General features: G+C 44.7%; 12 protein-coding genes and 1 pseudogene. 5 read left to right on the top strand and 8 right to left on the bottom strand.

From position 1 onward, the window contains the following. Positions 1-3: 3 nt before the first annotated feature. On the bottom strand, positions 4-678 hold the full coding sequence (locus sps_RS09365; RefSeq protein WP_077752286.1) for a uracil-DNA glycosylase family protein: 675 nt from the start codon (positions 676-678) through the stop codon (positions 4-6). 196 nt (positions 679-874) lie between these two features. Here sps_RS09365 and sps_RS09360 point away from each other — a divergent pair, with 196 nt between their 5' ends. The 4 genes from sps_RS09360 to sps_RS09345 all read left to right on the top strand — a co-directional run bounded on the left by sps_RS09360 (position 875) and on the right by sps_RS09345 (position 3,312). Then, the gene (locus sps_RS09360; RefSeq protein ID WP_077751965.1) at positions 875-1,792 is read left to right on the top strand and encodes an IS5 family transposase; all 918 of its coding nucleotides are present in this window, start codon (positions 875-877) and stop codon (positions 1,790-1,792) included. Between the two features lie 86 nt (positions 1,793-1,878). Beyond that, positions 1,879-2,199: a hypothetical protein gene (locus sps_RS09355; protein WP_077752285.1), complete on the top strand. Its 321-nt coding sequence runs from the start codon at positions 1,879-1,881 to the stop codon at positions 2,197-2,199. Positions 2,200-2,215: 16 nt separating this feature from the next. Then, positions 2,216-2,539 carry a hypothetical protein gene (locus sps_RS09350; RefSeq protein ID WP_077752284.1) on the top strand — a complete coding sequence of 108 codons (324 nt, stop codon included), beginning with the start codon at positions 2,216-2,218 and terminating at the stop codon, positions 2,537-2,539. A 404-nt stretch (positions 2,540-2,943) separates the two neighbouring features. Next, positions 2,944-3,312, top strand: coding sequence for a hypothetical protein (locus tag sps_RS09345; RefSeq protein WP_149027251.1), 369 nt, complete (start codon positions 2,944-2,946; stop codon positions 3,310-3,312). A gap of 45 nt (positions 3,313-3,357) precedes the next feature. Here the strand turns inward: sps_RS09345 and sps_RS09340 are convergent, their stop codons facing one another. After that, complete coding sequence (locus sps_RS09340) at positions 3,358-4,275, bottom strand: IS5 family transposase (protein ID WP_077751965.1); 918 nt, start codon at positions 4,273-4,275, stop codon at positions 3,358-3,360. A gap of 388 nt (positions 4,276-4,663) precedes the next feature. Here sps_RS09340 and sps_RS29220 point away from each other — a divergent pair. Continuing rightward, positions 4,664-4,735 (top strand): annotated as a pseudogene (locus tag sps_RS29220) (transposase); the annotation flags it as partial. Positions 4,736-5,399: 664 nt separating this feature from the next. On the opposite strand, the gene sps_RS09335 reads toward sps_RS29220, so the two are convergent. From sps_RS09335 to sps_RS09310, 6 genes are all read right to left on the bottom strand, one after another. Then, positions 5,400-7,511 carry an MtrB/PioB family decaheme-associated outer membrane protein gene (locus tag sps_RS09335; protein ID WP_077752282.1) on the bottom strand — a complete coding sequence of 704 codons (2,112 nt, stop codon included), beginning with the start codon at positions 7,509-7,511 and terminating at the stop codon, positions 5,400-5,402. A gap of 14 nt (positions 7,512-7,525) precedes the next feature. Beyond that, entirely contained in the window at positions 7,526-8,527 is a 1,002-nt protein-coding gene (locus sps_RS09330; RefSeq protein ID WP_077752281.1) for a DmsE family decaheme c-type cytochrome, read from the bottom strand. Positions 8,528-8,620: 93 nt separating this feature from the next. After that, positions 8,621-10,630, bottom strand: a complete 2,010-nt coding sequence (locus tag sps_RS09325; RefSeq protein ID WP_077752280.1) for an OmcA/MtrC family decaheme c-type cytochrome — start codon at positions 10,628-10,630, stop codon at positions 8,621-8,623. 431 nt (positions 10,631-11,061) lie between these two features. After that, positions 11,062-13,275, bottom strand: a complete 2,214-nt coding sequence (locus tag sps_RS09320) for an OmcA/MtrC family decaheme c-type cytochrome (RefSeq protein ID WP_077752279.1) — start codon at positions 13,273-13,275, stop codon at positions 11,062-11,064. Positions 13,276-13,873: 598 nt separating this feature from the next. Next, the gene (locus tag sps_RS09315) at positions 13,874-16,033 is read right to left on the bottom strand and encodes an OmcA/MtrC family decaheme c-type cytochrome (protein ID WP_077752278.1); all 2,160 of its coding nucleotides are present in this window, start codon (positions 16,031-16,033) and stop codon (positions 13,874-13,876) included. 113 nt (positions 16,034-16,146) lie between these two features. Further along, positions 16,147-18,072 carry an OmcA/MtrC family decaheme c-type cytochrome gene (locus tag sps_RS09310; RefSeq protein WP_077752277.1) on the bottom strand — a complete coding sequence of 642 codons (1,926 nt, stop codon included), beginning with the start codon at positions 18,070-18,072 and terminating at the stop codon, positions 16,147-16,149. Between the last annotated feature and the right edge of the window lie 9 nt (positions 18,073-18,081).

Raw genomic sequence — 18,081 nt, 5'->3', positions numbered from 1 at the left:
GAGTTATGATCTTATGATATCCGCAATCCTCTGTTTCAGGATTGGCAGTATCTCTATTTCAAACTGAGGGTGGCGTTTTATCCAAATATTATTTCTCGGGCTAGGGTGAGGCAAAACCATCTTTTGCGGCCAATATTCCTGCCAGTTCATCACTGCATCTGTTACCGATAGCTTTTTTGGCTGAGTATTTGTTGAGTGGCTCTTTACTAAATGACTCTTTGCTAAGTGGCTTTGGTTTATATGACTCTTTGTTAAATGATAGTCGATAGCATATTGACCAAGAATGATGATTAGCTCAATTTGATTGAGTTCTTTTAATACATCAGCTCGCCACGTCTTGGCACATAGGGGCATGGGGGGCTTGTCGCCGGATTTCTTGCCATTACGGATAACCGTGCCAGGAAAACAAAACCCAATGGGCAGAATGGCAAAAAGCTGGTCATCGTAAAATTGATCTTCTGTCACCCCTAACCAGTCTCTTAGTCTTTTACCACTAGGGTCGTGAAACGGCGCGTCTTTCTCGTGAGCTTTTAACCCAGGTGCTTGTCCGGCGATAAGTATTTTCGAGTGTTGAGAGAACTGAACAATTGGCTTTGCAGGCAAGGGGAGTTCAGCCTGACATAAGTGACAGGCCAATATTTGCTGTTTGAGCTGTAGACAACTATCTGATGATTGCATTCATGATCATAATTCACTGCGATGAAACATCATTATGACTCATTTATTGAGTGAAGGCTTGCCAGGCTTGTACTCCCCAGTTAGCGATAACTAAATACCCGCAGATAAGCACTAGGGGGCCTTGTTTCCTAAATCGATTGAACCTTTTGCAGCTTATGTGATCTGATCTTCCAATGTGGTTATTGGAAACATCAAGATGGGTAAAGCTAAGCGTAAAATGACCAATTGGTCTCAGTACAACAAGGCATTGATTAATCGAGGGTCCTTGACCTTTTGGATTGATGAGCACGCCATTAGCTCTTGGTGTTGCTCTGAACATCACGGCCGCCGTGGCCGTGGGTATATTTACTCTGATGTTGCTATTGAAACTGCATTGGTTGTTAAAGGTGTATTCAACTTATCACTGAGAGCACTAGAAGGTTTCACTACCTCGGTTTTCCAGCTTATGGATGTGCCACTAACCTCACCAAGCTATAGCTGCATTAGCAAACGTGCCAAGACCGTAAATATCAAATATCGCTCACCGAGTCGTGGCTCTGTGGCACATGTAGTGATTGATTCAACGGGCCTCAAAGTTTACGGCGAGGGAGAATGGAAGACTCGAAAGCATGGTAAAGAAAAGCGTCGTACCTGGCGTAAGTTACACCTCGCAGTAGATGCTAATACGCATGAAGTCGTAGCAGCAGAAGTCACTCTGGTTAACGTTGCTGATAATGAAGTGTTACCCACATTAATCAAGCCGTTAAGAAGACAGATTAAACAAGTTTCTGCTGATGGAGCATACGACACCAAAGCGTGTCACAAACTACTTCAGCGTAAAGGTTGCAAACCCACTATCCCACCAAGAAGCAGTGCTGGGTTTTGGGAGGATGGGCATCCTCGAAACGAGGCAGTGAGAGCCCTCAAAAATAATGAGTTAGCGCAATGGAAGAAGGAAAATGACTATCACTTACGGTCACTATCTGAAACAGCAATGTACCGATATAAGCAACTAATTAGTCCGAAACTTAGCCTACGAGATTATAATGCTCAAGTAGGTGAAGCGCTGGCAGGTGTAAAGGCAATGAACAAAGTCATAAGACTAGGAATGCCAGTTAGGAAAGAGGCTGCCTAGTTAGCTCAAACCCTTGGAGTAGCTGCATCTATAGCGAGGATTTGATCAACAACGCCGTATTAAGGTGTTTTCAAACTAGGTAGTCGATGAATATTTGTATTGATGATAATCGTCACTTGCGTAGGTTTTTCTATCAGTATGCTGATTATCATACTGAGATTCTTTCCGATATTACTGAACGTTTACCCCGTTTGTTAACGTTGCATAACGGTAAAATTAAGCCCGTAAAGCATGCAAAACATCACCAGTTGCAAGTGTTGGAATATAAAGTGGTTTTTGATGGGTGTATGGCTTGTCGAGTGGCTTTTACTGTTGATAAGCATACTATTAAGGTGATCTTTATTAGCGATATATTATTTAAAGCACAGTTTTGTAAGTTATTAGCCAAAACTGCTCTTCTTGATTAAAAAGAATGAGGTAGGTATGTCAAAATTACATATTGGTCAGGTTAAATCTTCATGCGAACGTTTTATGAAAACAATGCAGTTGGGTGATGTATTCGAAGTGTTGACGTTTAAAAAAGATCGTGGATTTCGAGTCGCTAAGAGTACGAATGATAAATTCATAATAATGCAATTTGGCTATATAGAGGAAGTTATTATAGGTGATATTACCGAGGTTGGGAAAGTGATTAAAAAGGCACTTAAAGTCGAATTCCCTCGGAGCAATATGGCATGGATTTATCACCATAATAATATTGAGTCAACGAATGATATTCGTTCCAGCCCCCAATATAACTTGTTTTAACTATTTATAAATAAGATATATTTATTCTATCATTGTTCTTCGTGGCAAGCTGTAATAGCGAAATCAGGGCGGGATCATACCTTATTAATACAGGGGGAATTTTCTAGAAAAGCCTGATCTGCTCCGGTATGTTATTCTTCTTGCCTAAGCCCCATGCCCCATTTTAGAATGAAAAGGCCGCTAATACAGATCCCATAAAACAATACTCTAGCTTGAAATCATCGGCACTTTAGGAGAAGCTAAGCCACCATTATTTAACCTGCAAAACTTATATGTTTCTACGTACAACGCATAAAGCTGCACTATCTAGTCTCCTTTTAACAGCCTCTTTCTGATCCTATGCAATTGATGGCACCGCTTATACCGCGACGGCTTTTATTATCTTGGTACTGGGTGGGTTTATCTTGATGAACCTTGTACTTAATGGGTTATTCTTTTTTGCAGGGAAATACCAGAGTAAGCGTTTTAGCAAAACTCACACTATTATCAGTCTCAGTTTGCCTGCTGTAGCCCTGTTCTGGACTGTAGTCGATCATGTGGGCTTTGCTGATTTGGCACTGAATATCGGCCTTATCATAATGGCTATTGGGTTAGCTCTTCTACCTCTTCAGCTCTGTTTGCACCAAAAAAGAGAGCATAGCTACACCAGTCTATTACTCACTATTGGCGCTGCTGGATTCCTAGCTCTCTCCTATTTGATACAACCCATTGCAATTTTTGCGATTGCTGCCGCCCATGTCGCATTTATTAACAATGCAAATAGGCGTTGTTGATCAAATCCTCGCTATAGATGCAGCTACTCCAAGGGTTTGAGCTAACTAGGCAGCCTCTTTCCTAACTGGCATTCCTAGTCTTATGACTTTGTTCATTGCCTTTACACCTGCCAGCGCTTCACCTACTTGAGCATTATAATCTCGTAGGCTAAGTTTCGGACTAATTAGTTGCTTATATCGGTACATTGCTGTTTCAGATAGTGACCGTAAGTGATAGTCATTTTCCTTCTTCCATTGCGCTAACTCATTATTTTTGAGGGCTCTCACTGCCTCGTTTCGAGGATGCCCATCCTCCCAAAACCCAGCACTGCTTCTTGGTGGGATAGTGGGTTTGCAACCTTTACGCTGAAGTAGTTTGTGACACGCTTTGGTGTCGTATGCTCCATCAGCAGAAACTTGTTTAATCTGTCTTCTTAACGGCTTGATTAATGTGGGTAACACTTCATTATCAGCAACGTTAACCAGAGTGACTTCTGCTGCTACGACTTCATGCGTATTAGCATCTACTGCGAGGTGTAACTTACGCCAGGTACGACGCTTTTCTTTACCATGCTTTCGAGTCTTCCATTCTCCCTCGCCGTAAACTTTGAGGCCCGTTGAATCAATCACTACATGTGCCACAGAGCCACGACTCGGTGAGCGATATTTGATATTTACGGTCTTGGCACGTTTGCTAATGCAGCTATAGCTTGGTGAGGTTAGTGGCACATCCATAAGCTGGAAAACCGAGGTAGTGAAACCTTCTAGTGCTCTCAGTGATAAGTTGAATACACCTTTAACAACCAATGCAGTTTCAATAGCAACATCAGAGTAAATATACCCACGGCCACGGCGGCCGTGATGTTCAGAGCAACACCAAGAGCTAATGGCGTGCTCATCAATCCAAAAGGTCAAGGACCCTCGATTAATCAATGCCTTGTTGTACTGAGACCAATTGGTCATTTTACGCTTAGCTTTACCCATCTTGATGTTTCCAATAACCACATTGGAAGATCAGATCACATAAGCTGCAAAAGGTTCAATCGATTTAGGAAACAAGGCCCCTTAATACTATAATTAGTACATGCTACACCGCTTAAAATAAATATGAGATACAATAAAATTTAACCGTAGTATAAATTTCATTTAATTAACTCGGGACTAAAACGGCTCCTATTTCTCAGCTGTTTTCAATTATATTAGGCTCGGAATAATCTAGTTTTCATTTAGGGTTTCGTTGTCTTTGTTAAACAACACACCAAAATAATGAATACAACTAAAATAAAGACGGACAGCCATATCTTTTGTGCTTTAGCTTATTGCCTACTAGGCGTTAAACTACCTCAACTTAGTTTTTTTCAGGATAAAGATTATGACTTCAGCTCGAAGAATCCTTATCGATGCAGAACCGACTCCGTTTTACCACATAATAAATCGTTGTGTTATACCAATCGGTATAAAGATGTGGCCATTCAGCGAGAGTTTAGCGATTGTGGGACAAGGCAACGTGTGAGAGACATAGTTATTCTACGTTTAAGCTCGTTAACGCCGTATCAGAAGTGCTAAAACTCGCCTAATAGGAGTGTTTTTGGCTGCCTACTTCTGTGTTGAATAAGTTCAAAAGGGATCACTATTCCCTCACTCATTCGCCTTGAATTATGCGGCCAAAAATAACTCTGAACTGACCACTTTCTTATACCGATTGGGATTAGAAGGGCTTTTTGTGCGGAGAGGATAAACTCACAGGTAAAAGCTACGAGCATATCTGAGCAGAGACAATAGTGGTAAATATCTCTCTGTTGCCAGTCCCGAGGCTGGCACTTGTTATGTCGCCGTGCGCGGCAGAAGTGAAGGCGTGATAAGCGGCGAGTTAACCATAAGGGTCAAATAGGCTATCTGCTATAAGCGAGACCTATTAACGAAAACTATTATCGAGATTTTGCAAAACAGGTTCATCCCCAACCTTAACCATTGATATCCATTGGTCCCCCTTAAGCTGCGTGTCCGTTTAAGGGCTTTTTCGTTTACCCAATAAAAAACCCGCCAAAGCGGGTTTTTAATACTTATATTCAATAAACTGTATCAGTCTAAAGTCTAAAGTCTAAAGTCTAAAGTCTATAGCTCATACTCAGCATGATCAGGTGGGCGTTGTAATCGTGGCTATTAGAGCCAAAGCTCACAACGTTCCAGATCCCATCAGGTGCTATCTCATTGCCAGCATCGTTATCTTGGTATTTCTCCATCTTATAGTCGACACGTAGCGCCATCTTTTCGGTGGCTTGGTATTGACCATAGATGTTGATGTTATGAGATTTTGCATAGTAATCACCATAATCTCCGGTGACACCTTGGGTGACTTGAGTATTACTGTCTGACTTAGAGTAAGTGTAATCAACGCCTAAGCGTAATTTCTTCTCCATCAGATTGTTATAGCTCCAGCCTGCACCTATGACATCGACCTCGTCTTCGACCACGCCAAACCAGTTTGGTGTGCTGAAGTTCGAACTACCTGATTGATCTGATTCTATGTTCTGACGGCTATAAAATGCCGTCAATGTCATATCATCGTTGATCAGGTAATTTGCACTGACATTGTAGCTAAGATCTCTAGATTCTGTTAAACCAATCTGAGTGTCGTTGTAGTCATCGAGTGCATAACGTGTCCCGAAGTCGATAGTTAACGCCTCGGTAGGGCTGTGAGTGACTCGCGCCTCTACCATAGTTCGTTTACGATCGGCTAGATTATATTTACGCAACAGGTCGTTTGACTCGTTTGAAGTCCACTCTGAAGCTTGGTATTCAGAACCGTCACGCTGACCATAACTCCCCTTGATCCACATATCCCAGTTGTCGAACTTGCTCAGACGGAACTTGCTCCAGAGCGTGTGTTCGTTGGTGGTTTCTCTATCTTGATAGCTACGGTCATCCTGACGGTAGTCATAACCTGCTTCGAGTCGCATACCACGAGTGATACTGTAGTTAGCACTTAATTTAGCCCTTTGTGTGGTGATGTCATAGGGCGTATTGTAGGCAACTTGGCCAGAGGTTGAGTCGATGCTTATCTGTGTCCACTCTTCAACATTCGTCTTGTTGTCACGGTCGCTATAATCATAACTTGCCTTGATACGCACGCTGCGATTTAAGCGAGAGACTAGCTTCAAATTAACGCCTGTCATGTCGACGCGGCCATCGAGGGATTCTGCCGGCATCTGGTAACCATAACCTGAGGTGACAAATGCTTGATCTTGGGTCATCTGTCCGTAGTGAACCCGTCCACTCAAGATTGTCTTATCTGCAGTGACTTGGCCCATCAATGAAACCGTGTGCGCTTCGTTGTCAGGATCTAATGCCATTGTGCCTTGAGTTTGTGCCCCAAAGGTTGGGTTAAAGGCATTATCAAATGTCAGCTGGCTATACTGGTTTTTAAAGCTTGAGCCTGAGTAGTTCAGTGCCGTGAACCAGTTGTCCCCTTTAAGCTTAATACCTGCTTCTACCGTATCTGTGGTGTAATCAACGGGCTCTGCTAGCATCATAGACTGGTTATAGAAGCTGCCAGAGGCTTGCTTAAGTCCGGTTTTATCTTCACGCTGGTAATTAAGATAAGTGGTCCATAGCTCCTCACCTGGCTCAGCATCGAATGTATAGTCAAAACCAAGTCCGGCTCGTTTACGCTTAAGTGATAACTCCATAGGGTTCAGGCTGCTGTATAGCTGAGTCATATCTTGACTCGAACCTGCCGTCTGCCAGTTATCGGGTAGGGTTAGATGGTCTCCACCCACCCCCTGATAAGGCGTCATGGCGCTATCGGTTTTGTAAGTTGCAATTTGACGGTAGTTAAGGTTTAGGTTGTATTGACCCGTTTTACCGGCATTAACATCTAGACGGCCATTTTCCATGCCGAGATTATCGGCTTCAACTGTGGCACGGTAACCGGATTCATTGATATATTTAAGATCCGCATCGACCTTATAGGCAAACTCGTCTTCGGCAGCAAATGCGTTGGCTGAGCGAATATCATCGCTGTTGTTATAGCCCATGCCTATACCGACAGTACCATTAACGCCAGTTTCAACGACACAGCGCTTACAAGCCCATTTGTCGAATTTAACTTTGTCGGTATTCGCATCTTGAATACCATAGCCACCAGCCGCCATTGCTGTGCTGACTATACCAGCGTTAGCGAGTAGGGCGAGGGTGACTAAATTTAATTTGAATTTCATCTTCTCGACTCCGTTTAACGCTGAAATAGCTTGCCAGATGGGTGGTTAGAACCATGGATCTGGCTATGACAGTTCAAACAACTACGACCACCGGTGAATGCATTGCCACCTACGGTTGAGCCTTGATCTGTGTTGCCCATGTAGGCGCTACTGGCATGACCGTCGCTGGCATGACATTGCTGACAAAGCTGTGGAGCACGAGTCTTCAGCATCCCTTCGTTCACCGAACCGTGTGGATTGTGACAAGCGACACAATCTTCAGTTACGGGTGCATGCTCCCACAGTTTTGGGCCGCGTTTCTCGGCGTGACAGGAGTAACAGGTCTCGTTAACTGTAGGTTTAACTAAGTCAGAATCGGCCATGGTGCCGTGTGGATTATGACAATCACTACAGACCATTTGGGCCCATTTCATCGGGTGGCTTGAGCGTTTGTTCATGTCTGCTTTTTGCTTCGTGTGACAGCTGGTACAGACTTCCATCTCGGTGTTCTTAGACAGAACTGGGTCTTTTTCTGTATGAACTGAGTGACATGAAGCACAGGCCACATCGGCGTTGTCGTGATGTCCCCCGTTCCACTCGATGCGTTTATCATCTAAGTGACAGCTCATACAAACACTGTTTTGTTTCTCGGCTGAGAGCGTCGAGTCTGGGCCAAAGGCGATCATTGGTTCATTACCGCCGCGGTTATGCTTACCCAGAGGGCCGTGACAGGCTTCACATTGAAGACCAGCCATTGGGCTCTTACTTGAATCGATTGAGCCATGGACACCTTTAAACAGATCCATCACTTTTTCAGATTTACGGTGACACATTAAGCAAGAGTCGGCGCCTTTAGGGGAGTATTTACCTTCGGCAAACTTTTTATCCAAAGTGGCTTCGACTTCGTCGGGAGTCATCTTGGCATCCCACTTCGACGCGTGAGCGATAGAAGTCACACCGAGAGACAAGACGGCAGACACGATCAGTACGGGTAGCACTGACAGTGAAACAGATTTTAGTGTATTGATTATTTTCATATTTGGCTTCCTAATCTGCACAAATTCGCTTGAAAGTAGGGGGAGAGGACTCCCCCTTTCAAACTCTCTATTTATCGTTAAGAGTTGAGCAAATTACATCTTCACCGAAGTGTGATCATTGATGCTTGGGTTGTGACACAAGAAACAGGTTTCAAGCTGGGCTGCATCGTTGGCGGCTTCATAAGATCCGTCGATGACAGCGCCTTGGCCTTCTGCGTGTGTTTTGAAGCTATCGCTGTAACCGTGACACGAGCTACATGTCGCCGCGATTGGCGTGCTGTACTTGCCTGATGAGGTTGCTAGCGCACCTTTCACCTTGAAAGCATCAAGGTTAAAGTCGTTATGACACTGGCTACAGGTCATGCCAGAGATGATGCCGTAATCACCTGAGCTATGGACCGAGTGCAGTTTCATTTCAAGCGCACCTTTGTTACCGCCGCTCATGTAAGTACCATCGGGGGTATGACAAGCGACGCAGCCATCAACACCGACAATCATGTCACCAGCTTCGTTGATGCGGCCTAGCTGATCTGTCATCACGAAACCTGCATGGTACTCTTGATGGAGTTCCCACTCGGTGCCGTGACAACTTTCACAGGCTGCAAAGTTAACTGAGTCAGTGTGACGTACACTCGGTGCTTCACCAGAAAGTGTGCCGTGGGCAAGTTCAGCTTTCATTGATGTACTTTCAACGCCTTCACCACAAGCAACCAGATCTGTCCCGTCATTACACAGGGCTAAACCGATAAAGCTAAACGCTGTATCAGTATCTGCGCCGACTTCACCGTAAGGAAGATTAGCGATTATTGTGACAAATTTATCATCAACGATTGAGGCTTTATCATCCAGAATGCCGTTCTTAACCAAGTCGATAAGCACCTTATGCTCACCTGTTGAAGGATTCGGGTTGTAACCCATTATCGGGAAGTTAGGACCCACGTTAGTGATAGATTCTAGCTGCTCGATGTTAGCCAATAAAGAGGTGGCATCGATGACTGTTCCGTCGGCATCTGTGATGGTAATACTGAGGGTCGTATCACTACCTGAATCAGTTGCTATCGCCGTAAGAGTCGCTTCCATACCGTATTGGTCGATAAGCGCCTTTTTCTCAACGAAGACCCCCATATGAAGTTCTTCTGTCCAACTCGCGTTATGACAAGCGATACAGTTACTGTTGTCATTTTGCTGAGAGTGACCTTCACCGGCTTTAAAGTCGATATTAACGTGACAACTGGTACAGGTTTCCATAGTTGGAACCCGTGTCCAGTTGCCCCATTCAGTGAGTTTTCCGCTATCAGCGTCTGGCTCGACGTGACAAGTTTGGCAGTTGTCTTGCAGTAAAGCGTGCGCTTTTTCTGCATCCTGGGTAAATTCACCTGTATCTCTGTCAGCTTTATAGCCTTTGGCTGAGTTGTGAACGTTGTGAACTAGATGAGTAAAGGCAACTTCAGGCTTACCGCGACCTTCGGCCCATTCTTGGGTATGACAAGATGCACAGGTTTCTGCTGAGGTGTAACCGTGATAGATAGCTTCACCTGCGGCATGACAAGAAGCACAGGTTTCAGTTGACACTATGTCTTTGGTATAAAGCGCTTGGTAACCGTCACCTGAGAAATCTTCTGACAGCTCGGTGCGTGGTACAGAAGTGACGCCATCTTGCAATGTCGATGCGCTGGCAATCACGTTGTATCTTTGGGTTAGTTCTGCATTGTAGCCTTCAACTTCAATAGTGAAGCTATAGCTGCCATTCTTGTGGTCGGTAAAGGTTTTTTCTGAGCCAATTTTTTGCCACTGAGCGCTGTCACCTGCGCCGGTAGAAGCTTGAGGCAGAAGTTGGGCAACGGCTTTAACTTCCAAGTCTTTTAAACCAACAACCGGAAGGTCTTCTTCATTACTTGCGAAAACTTCAATGGTTGGCTTACCGTCTTGATATGTCACTTTTGTCACATCAAGGTTGAGGACATTAACCACATCGGCAGCGGGGCCGCTTGGGTTACCGTCATCACCATTATTACCGTCACTGCCACCACAACCCGCTAAGGCTAGTGATACAGCACTTGCCGCCAATAGCAGCGCAAACTTATTATTTTTAACGTTCATCATTTTTTCCCTGCATAGGTTTGACATTGGCTCAAGTGCTGGTTAGCTGAACTAACCGATTATCATTTAGATGATTTGATTATTAGTGGCTACTTAAGTCGATGCTGGAAATATAATTCCCTAGGGGAAGGCTAACGTAATAGGGGGGTAAAATCTGCAAATCAGGTGTTAATGTGTGACCAAGATCTGTCTATTTATAAAGTGGTAGTTTAGTGTGGGGTTAAACCTTAATTTAGATCAATAAATGAGTTCAGTAGTTGAGAATGGTTATCACATAAGTTGATGTTATGTATGGTAAGTGTTTATTTTTATTGTTCGATTTTTACTGAGTAAAAACAAAGGGAGCCTAAGCCTCCCTTTGGATATGAAATATGATAATCAACTACTACATAGGAGTAGTTGATAGAACATATTGAGAAAGCGATACAGGATACTCAATTACCGTGTAGCTGCATCAATTTCTCTGGAGAGTGACAAGTTGAACAGGTCTCTTTTGCACGGTTTTGCACATCTTCTGCGCTGATACCGTCTAAGATCCCACCGTTAGTTTCGATGTGAGATTTACCTGAGTCGCTTAAGTACTTCTGGTGACAGCTCATGCAGGCACCTGCATCAGAAGAAACCCAGATATCATCACCTGTCATCATGTTACCGTAGCGCCATGTACGCTCAGGTGCACGGCCAAGTTGAATGCCGTCATCGGTGTGACAAGTCATGCAATCGGTTTTAACCACAGTGCTCGAACCTACACCGGCATACTTGAGGTAATGGCCTTCGGCTTCGTGGGCTTTATAAGCGAAGCTGGTTGGCTTTTTAGCATTTGGATATTGATCACTGGCATTACTCTTGGTGGTCTTGTCTGATGTATGACATGTCTGACAATTCACGCCATTGTTGTAGTGATAAATTTCCTGATTATGACAACCTGCACACTTACTTGGGTCGATAATGTTACGACGAGCAAGAGGAGCTGTGTCTAAATCTGCGCCAGTATCACTCCAAACAAAATGGAATGGCTCATCTTTAACTTCAACTTTACGCACACCTTCAGTTGTACAATCGGTTAATTCAACAAGAGGACGTCCGTAGCCGCCATTGTTGTAACAAACCTTTAGTGCAGACCAAAGCTCGAAGGTTTTGCCACTGGCGTCAGTTGGAAGTTCGATACCCGAATAGGTCATCACCCATGCATTAGCTGCAGCATCATAGCTGCCTTCGCTTAGCTTCATACGACGGCTGTTATAGGAGGCTTCAGCATATGAAGGGAAGTCTTTATCGCTGTCCCATGCCATCACGATACGAGAGCTTGTATCGACGAACTCAGCCGTTAGCGGCAGACCATCGGTACCTAGCACCTGAACAGTCGTGGTGAACTTACCATCAGCATCCACACCAATATCTGAGAACTGTACACTCATCTCTTGGGTTTCATTGTAGGCTTTCATGATATCGCCGTGGGCTTCTTTAGCACTTCGTGCATAGCCTTCTTCGATATGACAAGACATGCAGTTTTCGTTGCTTGGGTCATGGTATGCCTTAGGCATAGTCGTGTGGCAGGCAATACATGCTTGGTTGCTTTGATTAGCTTCAAAAAGATCAGCATTAGCCGGTGCACTTTCACCGGTTACATGACATGAACTACAATCGGCAGCTGGACCTTGCGGGAACATGACCTTACCGTAATCGATAAGTTTGCCGCCGTAGCCGACAATCTTGTACGGGGCTGCAATATTGCCATTTTCATCAGCATCTGGTGAGTCAGGGCTGTATGTTGTTCTGCTATTACCTTTATGGATAGCGTGGATTAGGTAGGTGAAGTCTACGCTGTTGCCACTTTCTGGGTCGCCCGATGTTGCAGTATGACATGACACACAGTTTTCAAGGTCGATACGACGGCCGCCGTGCAGCGCTAAACTTTCTGGCTGGTGACAGGTGTAACAGGTTTCTATTGATACCACTTCACGTGTCTGAATATCTTCGGTGGCCCCTGTAGATGGCTGCCAGTCGAAGCTAGCATTTGCTGCAAAACTAGATAACTCAAGTTCTAATGTGGCACGTTGAGTGTCATCGGCATTGTAGATGACTTCAACTGGTGTGGTGACGTTGCCGATATTTTGCTGGAAAGTGTATGTATAAGTGCCATCGCCATTATCAACAAAACAGGTTCCACAATCACTGGCTTTTTCTACCTCAGCTTGAAACTGTGTTTTTGGATCTAAATGCGAAGTCTCGTCTGGCATAGTGCCAGGCTCTTTTTGGCTATTGATATAAGCCTGCCACTGGAAACCACGATCGTATTGCGTCGGTACGCCATCTTTGTCATTCATTGTTTCGGTAACATGTGCAAGCTGTGCAATACCAAAACGCAGATCGTGATCTTTAGTCAGGCCGAGTACAGCGACGCCATTATCATTTTCGAGTGTAAAGTCGACGGTAACCGTGCCTGCATCAACAGCTGCATTAGTAAGTACGGCATTGACACTTTTTGCAGAATCGATACTGACGCCAATAACACCATCTTTGCCATCTTCCCCATCATTGCCGTCGCTGCCGCAACCAGAAAGTGCAAGTGAGAGTATCCCCGCACTGAGCATAGCCTTGGCTGCTGCACTGATATTTGGATTAAAAGAGTTGAACTGTTTCATCATGATTATTCCCTGCAATAGTTTTAATCATCACTGAGTTATTACTTAATAGCTTGCTACTTAAGCTTGGTGATATATAAGATCGATTCTCATTATCAACTTCTTGTTAAACAGTAACTTAGTGTGTGGAATTTATTTCCCTCAGTAAGGCTAACTAAGCAACGAATTTTTAGCATTTGTTTTAATCGCGTTATGTGAACTAGGTCTGACTATTTCTTTAGGGGTAGTCTCGGGTACGTTTTTTAAAGCTGTTTTAAGACTGAAGTGGGCTTGAGAGTTAGTATTTTTTGTTTATGGTTATCTGCTTGTGTCTGCTGCTCTTTCATGCAGGACTGTAAGAGCTTTGGCTGACTGGCTTGTAGAGAGTCATTGTTTTTACTGATTGTGTCTTGTCGGTGTGTCAGAAGTTGATGAGCATGAAACAAATTTACTTGTTTAGAAAAGAGGTATAATAGCGATTGAATTTGGAAGGTAGCATGGAGGGTTACGTTCAGGTGAACGATATATGTAGGTATAAATAGGTATGAAAAAGCAGGAAGGTAAACTCCCTGCTTTTGGGGGATGACTTATATTGATTTTCGTAGCTCGTAGCTACATGAGATTAATACTGAGTTGGGTGTACCGCATCGACGCCATTAGTTTTACCTTCACCGTGGCAAGTTGCACAGCTCTCACTGCCTGGCACATAACTGCCTCTTGTGTCATTAGCTGCGCCGCCATTCGCACGTATATGCGCCACTAAAGCGTCTTTTACGCCATGACAACTCACACAGGTTGCTGCGATAGGTGAAAATTCAACAGCATCTAATACAGAGTCAGTTGATGGTGTAGCGACCATAGCGCTAAGTCCATCCATCTTTAATTGACCCTTATCATGGCAGACTGCACAGTTACCATAATGCTCAGGGAAGGTCACAGGATTTTGCGTTGAGCGCTTGCTGGCATGGTGTGCATGAATACGGATTTTGAAATCGATATGATCGACAATCGTTTTCGAGTCTGCGCCCGAGCGAGTCGGGTTATGACACATCTGACACTCGCCTTCAAAGTTGCTGTAACTGCCGCCGTGTTTGAAGTCGATACCAAATTTACCGATAAACTTCTCATCATGACAATTTGCGCAAGTGTCGCTACTGACAACAACTCTTCTTGCCATCACATCGGTATCGCCATTGAGATTAAATGCAATTAGATCGCCTGTGATAACAGCGGGATTAATAGATTCATCACTTCCTGTACCACAATCCACTCCCATCAGTGTATCTCGGTCGACACACATCTTAGTGGAGATAACCCCTGTGGCTGCTTGGTCGGTATCTAGTGTTAATGAGGTTGAGGTGGTGTATCGATACACACCATCACTGACTGGAGTGGGAGTGATTGATCTAAGGTCTACTTTTTGTGTGCCAGCGCCAAAGTCGATGTCATTACCAAAACCAAAATAGAGGTTGCTCAATGAAATTCGAGCATCTGCGTCGGGACTCATGACCGCGCTGGTTAGCGAGCTGTCTTTAAATTCGACATCGAAGGTGAGCATGCTTGTTGCTATGGATACTGAGCCGAGCATTAAGCTCGCCGAGTAGCTTGCTTTGGCATTATCTTTGGCTATCGCATCTGTCATATGGTGCCCCGCACCTTCCTGGCCTTGGTCTGCATGACAGGTGCTACAATTGTGGTCGGGTTGATACCTATCATGCATCTCTGTTTTGATCACCGCGGGATCGGTCGAGTCTGAATGACAGGAACCACAAGCGAGGGCTCTGTGATGTTTAAAGTTTGCTGCATCGGCTGGCGCAGTTTCTCCTTCAATATGACAGGTACGGCAGTCGTACATATCGGCAGGGAAGGTGACATCTTGGTAGTCATGGACACTACCGCCATAGCCCACCATAAAATACTCGGACTTGTGAATTTTATGCACCATATAACCCATGTCTATTGGAGCTCCCGTTTCTGGATCGCCCGCATAGCTGGTATGACATATCTGACAGTTTTCGATGGCGTAACGCTTTGAACCATGCATGATGAGTTTAGGTGCCCAGGCGTGACCATAATTATCACTGTGACAGCGTAAACAGGAGTCTTCTAAAAACTCGACCGTGCGTGTGGCATCGGCGCTGACCATTTCACCCGATGACGGTAAAAAATCATAATGGGTATTAACCAGCTTATTGATGTCGCCATCGGCGCGCATCTCCATGGTGACTCTGTGAGTTAAACTGTCATCAAATGTCAGGTCTAAATCGCCGACAGGGTCAATGGCACTGAGATTCAGTTGGAAGGTATAGGTATATTCACCCCCAGAGATTTTTTCAACACAGGCTTGTTTACAACTTCCTTCAAGAGATGGTTGGATCTGAGAACCTGCCATGTCTTCATAACCGACAGGTATATTGTCGGTTACCGGCTCAACCATATTGTTGATATAACTGATCCATTGCGGTGTTTTATATCCTTTGCCGCTTTGAGGAAGCAGTTTGGCTATCCCCATGCCTAATGTGTCGACGCCTTCATAGGTATCAAAATCTGTGATGGGCACACCATTAGCATTTTCAACACTAAAGCTGACTTTCACAACACCATCCATAATGTCCACTGCACTGATGTTGGTGACTAGCTCATTAGCTTGTGCAACAGAGAAGCCGACCTCTCCATCTTGTCCATCTTCACCGTCTTTACCATCACTTCCACAGCCAAGCAGCAGGGCAGAGCAGGTTAGTGCGATAAGGCTTAGCTTCGAACCTTTTCTTTTGATATCCATAATTTGCGTTCCATTATCTATATATCATCTCGGATTGAAGCATTCACTCTTTTATATGGCAGAGTTTATGAGTGCTTCACTCTTTAAGTTCATTCTGTATTGCTACTGTATTGCTACTGTATTGGATGGACTGCCAGTACGTCCGCCGCAGCACCTTGCCCATGGCAGGTCGCACAGCTTTCAGTGCCTGCGGTTGCATCTGCCTCAGTTCCCATAAATACAGCTCCTTGTTGAGTCATATGGTTCTTAGCGCTATCTGATGTGTGACAAGCACTACAGATGGCAGCTGTTGGGCTTGTGAATGAACCATCATTTAACATTAACGGCTGCACCGCGGAATTAAGTGGTAGTGCTGCGGTAAGCACACCGTTTTCATTTTCAATATGACATTGAGCACAATTACCGATATCACCGGGGTACTTGATATCGGCATAGTTAGACCTCATCCCTGCATGTAAGGTATGGGCTAAGTGTTTATAGTCACTGGTGGTTGCCTGAGGATTCTCGGCGGTTTCATCTGCTGTCTTGAAGTTGTTATGACAAAGCTGGCATTGAGCCTCTGCATCGTTACGCTCGCCGCCGTGTTTCTTCAATTGAGTCAGTACATGACATGTGGAGCAAGTCTCGTTGCTGACTACGACTCTGCGGCCTGTCGCTGTGAGGTTGGTGGTATCGAAAAACTCATGACTGGCTTGTAAAACTAAAGCGGTACTCGTGTCCAGTTCACAGTCCGCTAATTGATTACCATTAGCACAGATGCTGCCTTTGACTACAATTGTGCCTTTATCTGTCTCACTTCCTGCGGGGATGGTTAGCCCCGTTACTTGATAGGTGTATATGCCATCGGCGCCAGAATCAGGAGCATCACTGCTTATTGTTAATCGTTTTGCTGAATTGCTGGAATAGTCAAAACTGGTTCCCCAGTTGGTTTCTATCCCTAAACTGGAGACGAAATTAAGTTTGTCTACACTGTCAGTATATACTTCACCCGTCTCTGGGTTGGTCAGTTTGATACTGAAAGTGACTGTGGTGCCAGATAGGCTAGCAGCGGTTATTTGGGCATTAAATTGCGCTAATGCCTCATCGTTACCCCCATCATGTACACTCATGGTCCAATCGGGATTATGACAAGCCACGCAATTGCTGTTATCGACTTGGGCTGGGTGTCCTTCACCTGCTGGGAAGTTAATATCGGTATGACATGAACCACATGCTTCCATTCCCGGCACACGGGCCCAGTTCATATTTTCAGTCAGTGTTTCATCGTCGGCATGACAAGTTTGACAATCAGCCAAGGAGCCCGGGAAGCCTGTCAGATGTTTACTGTGTATCATCTGGGGGAAGATATTGTCATTGCTACTCACTTTACCTTCACTGTGGCAAGTCACACAGGTTTCAACCTCGTTGTACTTGCTACCGTGAAAAGCGAGATCGTTGTGACAGGTGTTACACGTCTCCATTACGATCAAATTACGAGTGTAAGCTGGAGCGCCTGAGTCTTGCCAATCGAAATTTTGGTTAGTTGTTGGTAATGCTGTTCCGTCAGGTAGGCTATCTCCGCCAATTTTTATGATTATGCGCTGAGTAGCCCCCGGCATATAGCTCATCTCATTCATGCCATCAAAAGCTGCGCTAAAGGTATAGCTATATTTTCCATTCTTGTGATCGATAAGCTCGCCAGTACAAGTCGTAGTGCAACTCTCAGAAGTAAAGTATTGCCACTGACTGCTGTTTCCTGCATTGGTAAAACCTTGGGGGAGAAGCTGAGCGGCAATATAGGTTGAGCTAGGAATGCCGACAACAGGCTCATCGTCTTGGTTGTTGACGCTGTAGTTAACTGTCGCTACGCCATTGGTTAAAGTCACTGCACCGACTTCTACCTTAAGTGAAGAGATATCGGTAGCGGGTGGGCCTCCAGGATTTCCTGGGTTACCTGGCTCTCCGTCATCCCCTCCACACGCTGTTAGGAGTACAGCAAGGATAAGCGGTCCTGAGTGTTTTACGTTAAATACACACATTAGATTGGTCATTAGTTTCATCATCTCTTC

It is taken from the genome of Shewanella psychrophila (assembly GCF_002005305.1).
In the GTDB taxonomy this organism is placed as follows: Bacteria; Pseudomonadota; Gammaproteobacteria; order Enterobacterales; family Shewanellaceae; genus Shewanella; species Shewanella psychrophila.
Note: the sequence above shows the minus strand (reverse complement) of the source record. Positions and strands in the feature narration are given on the sequence as shown.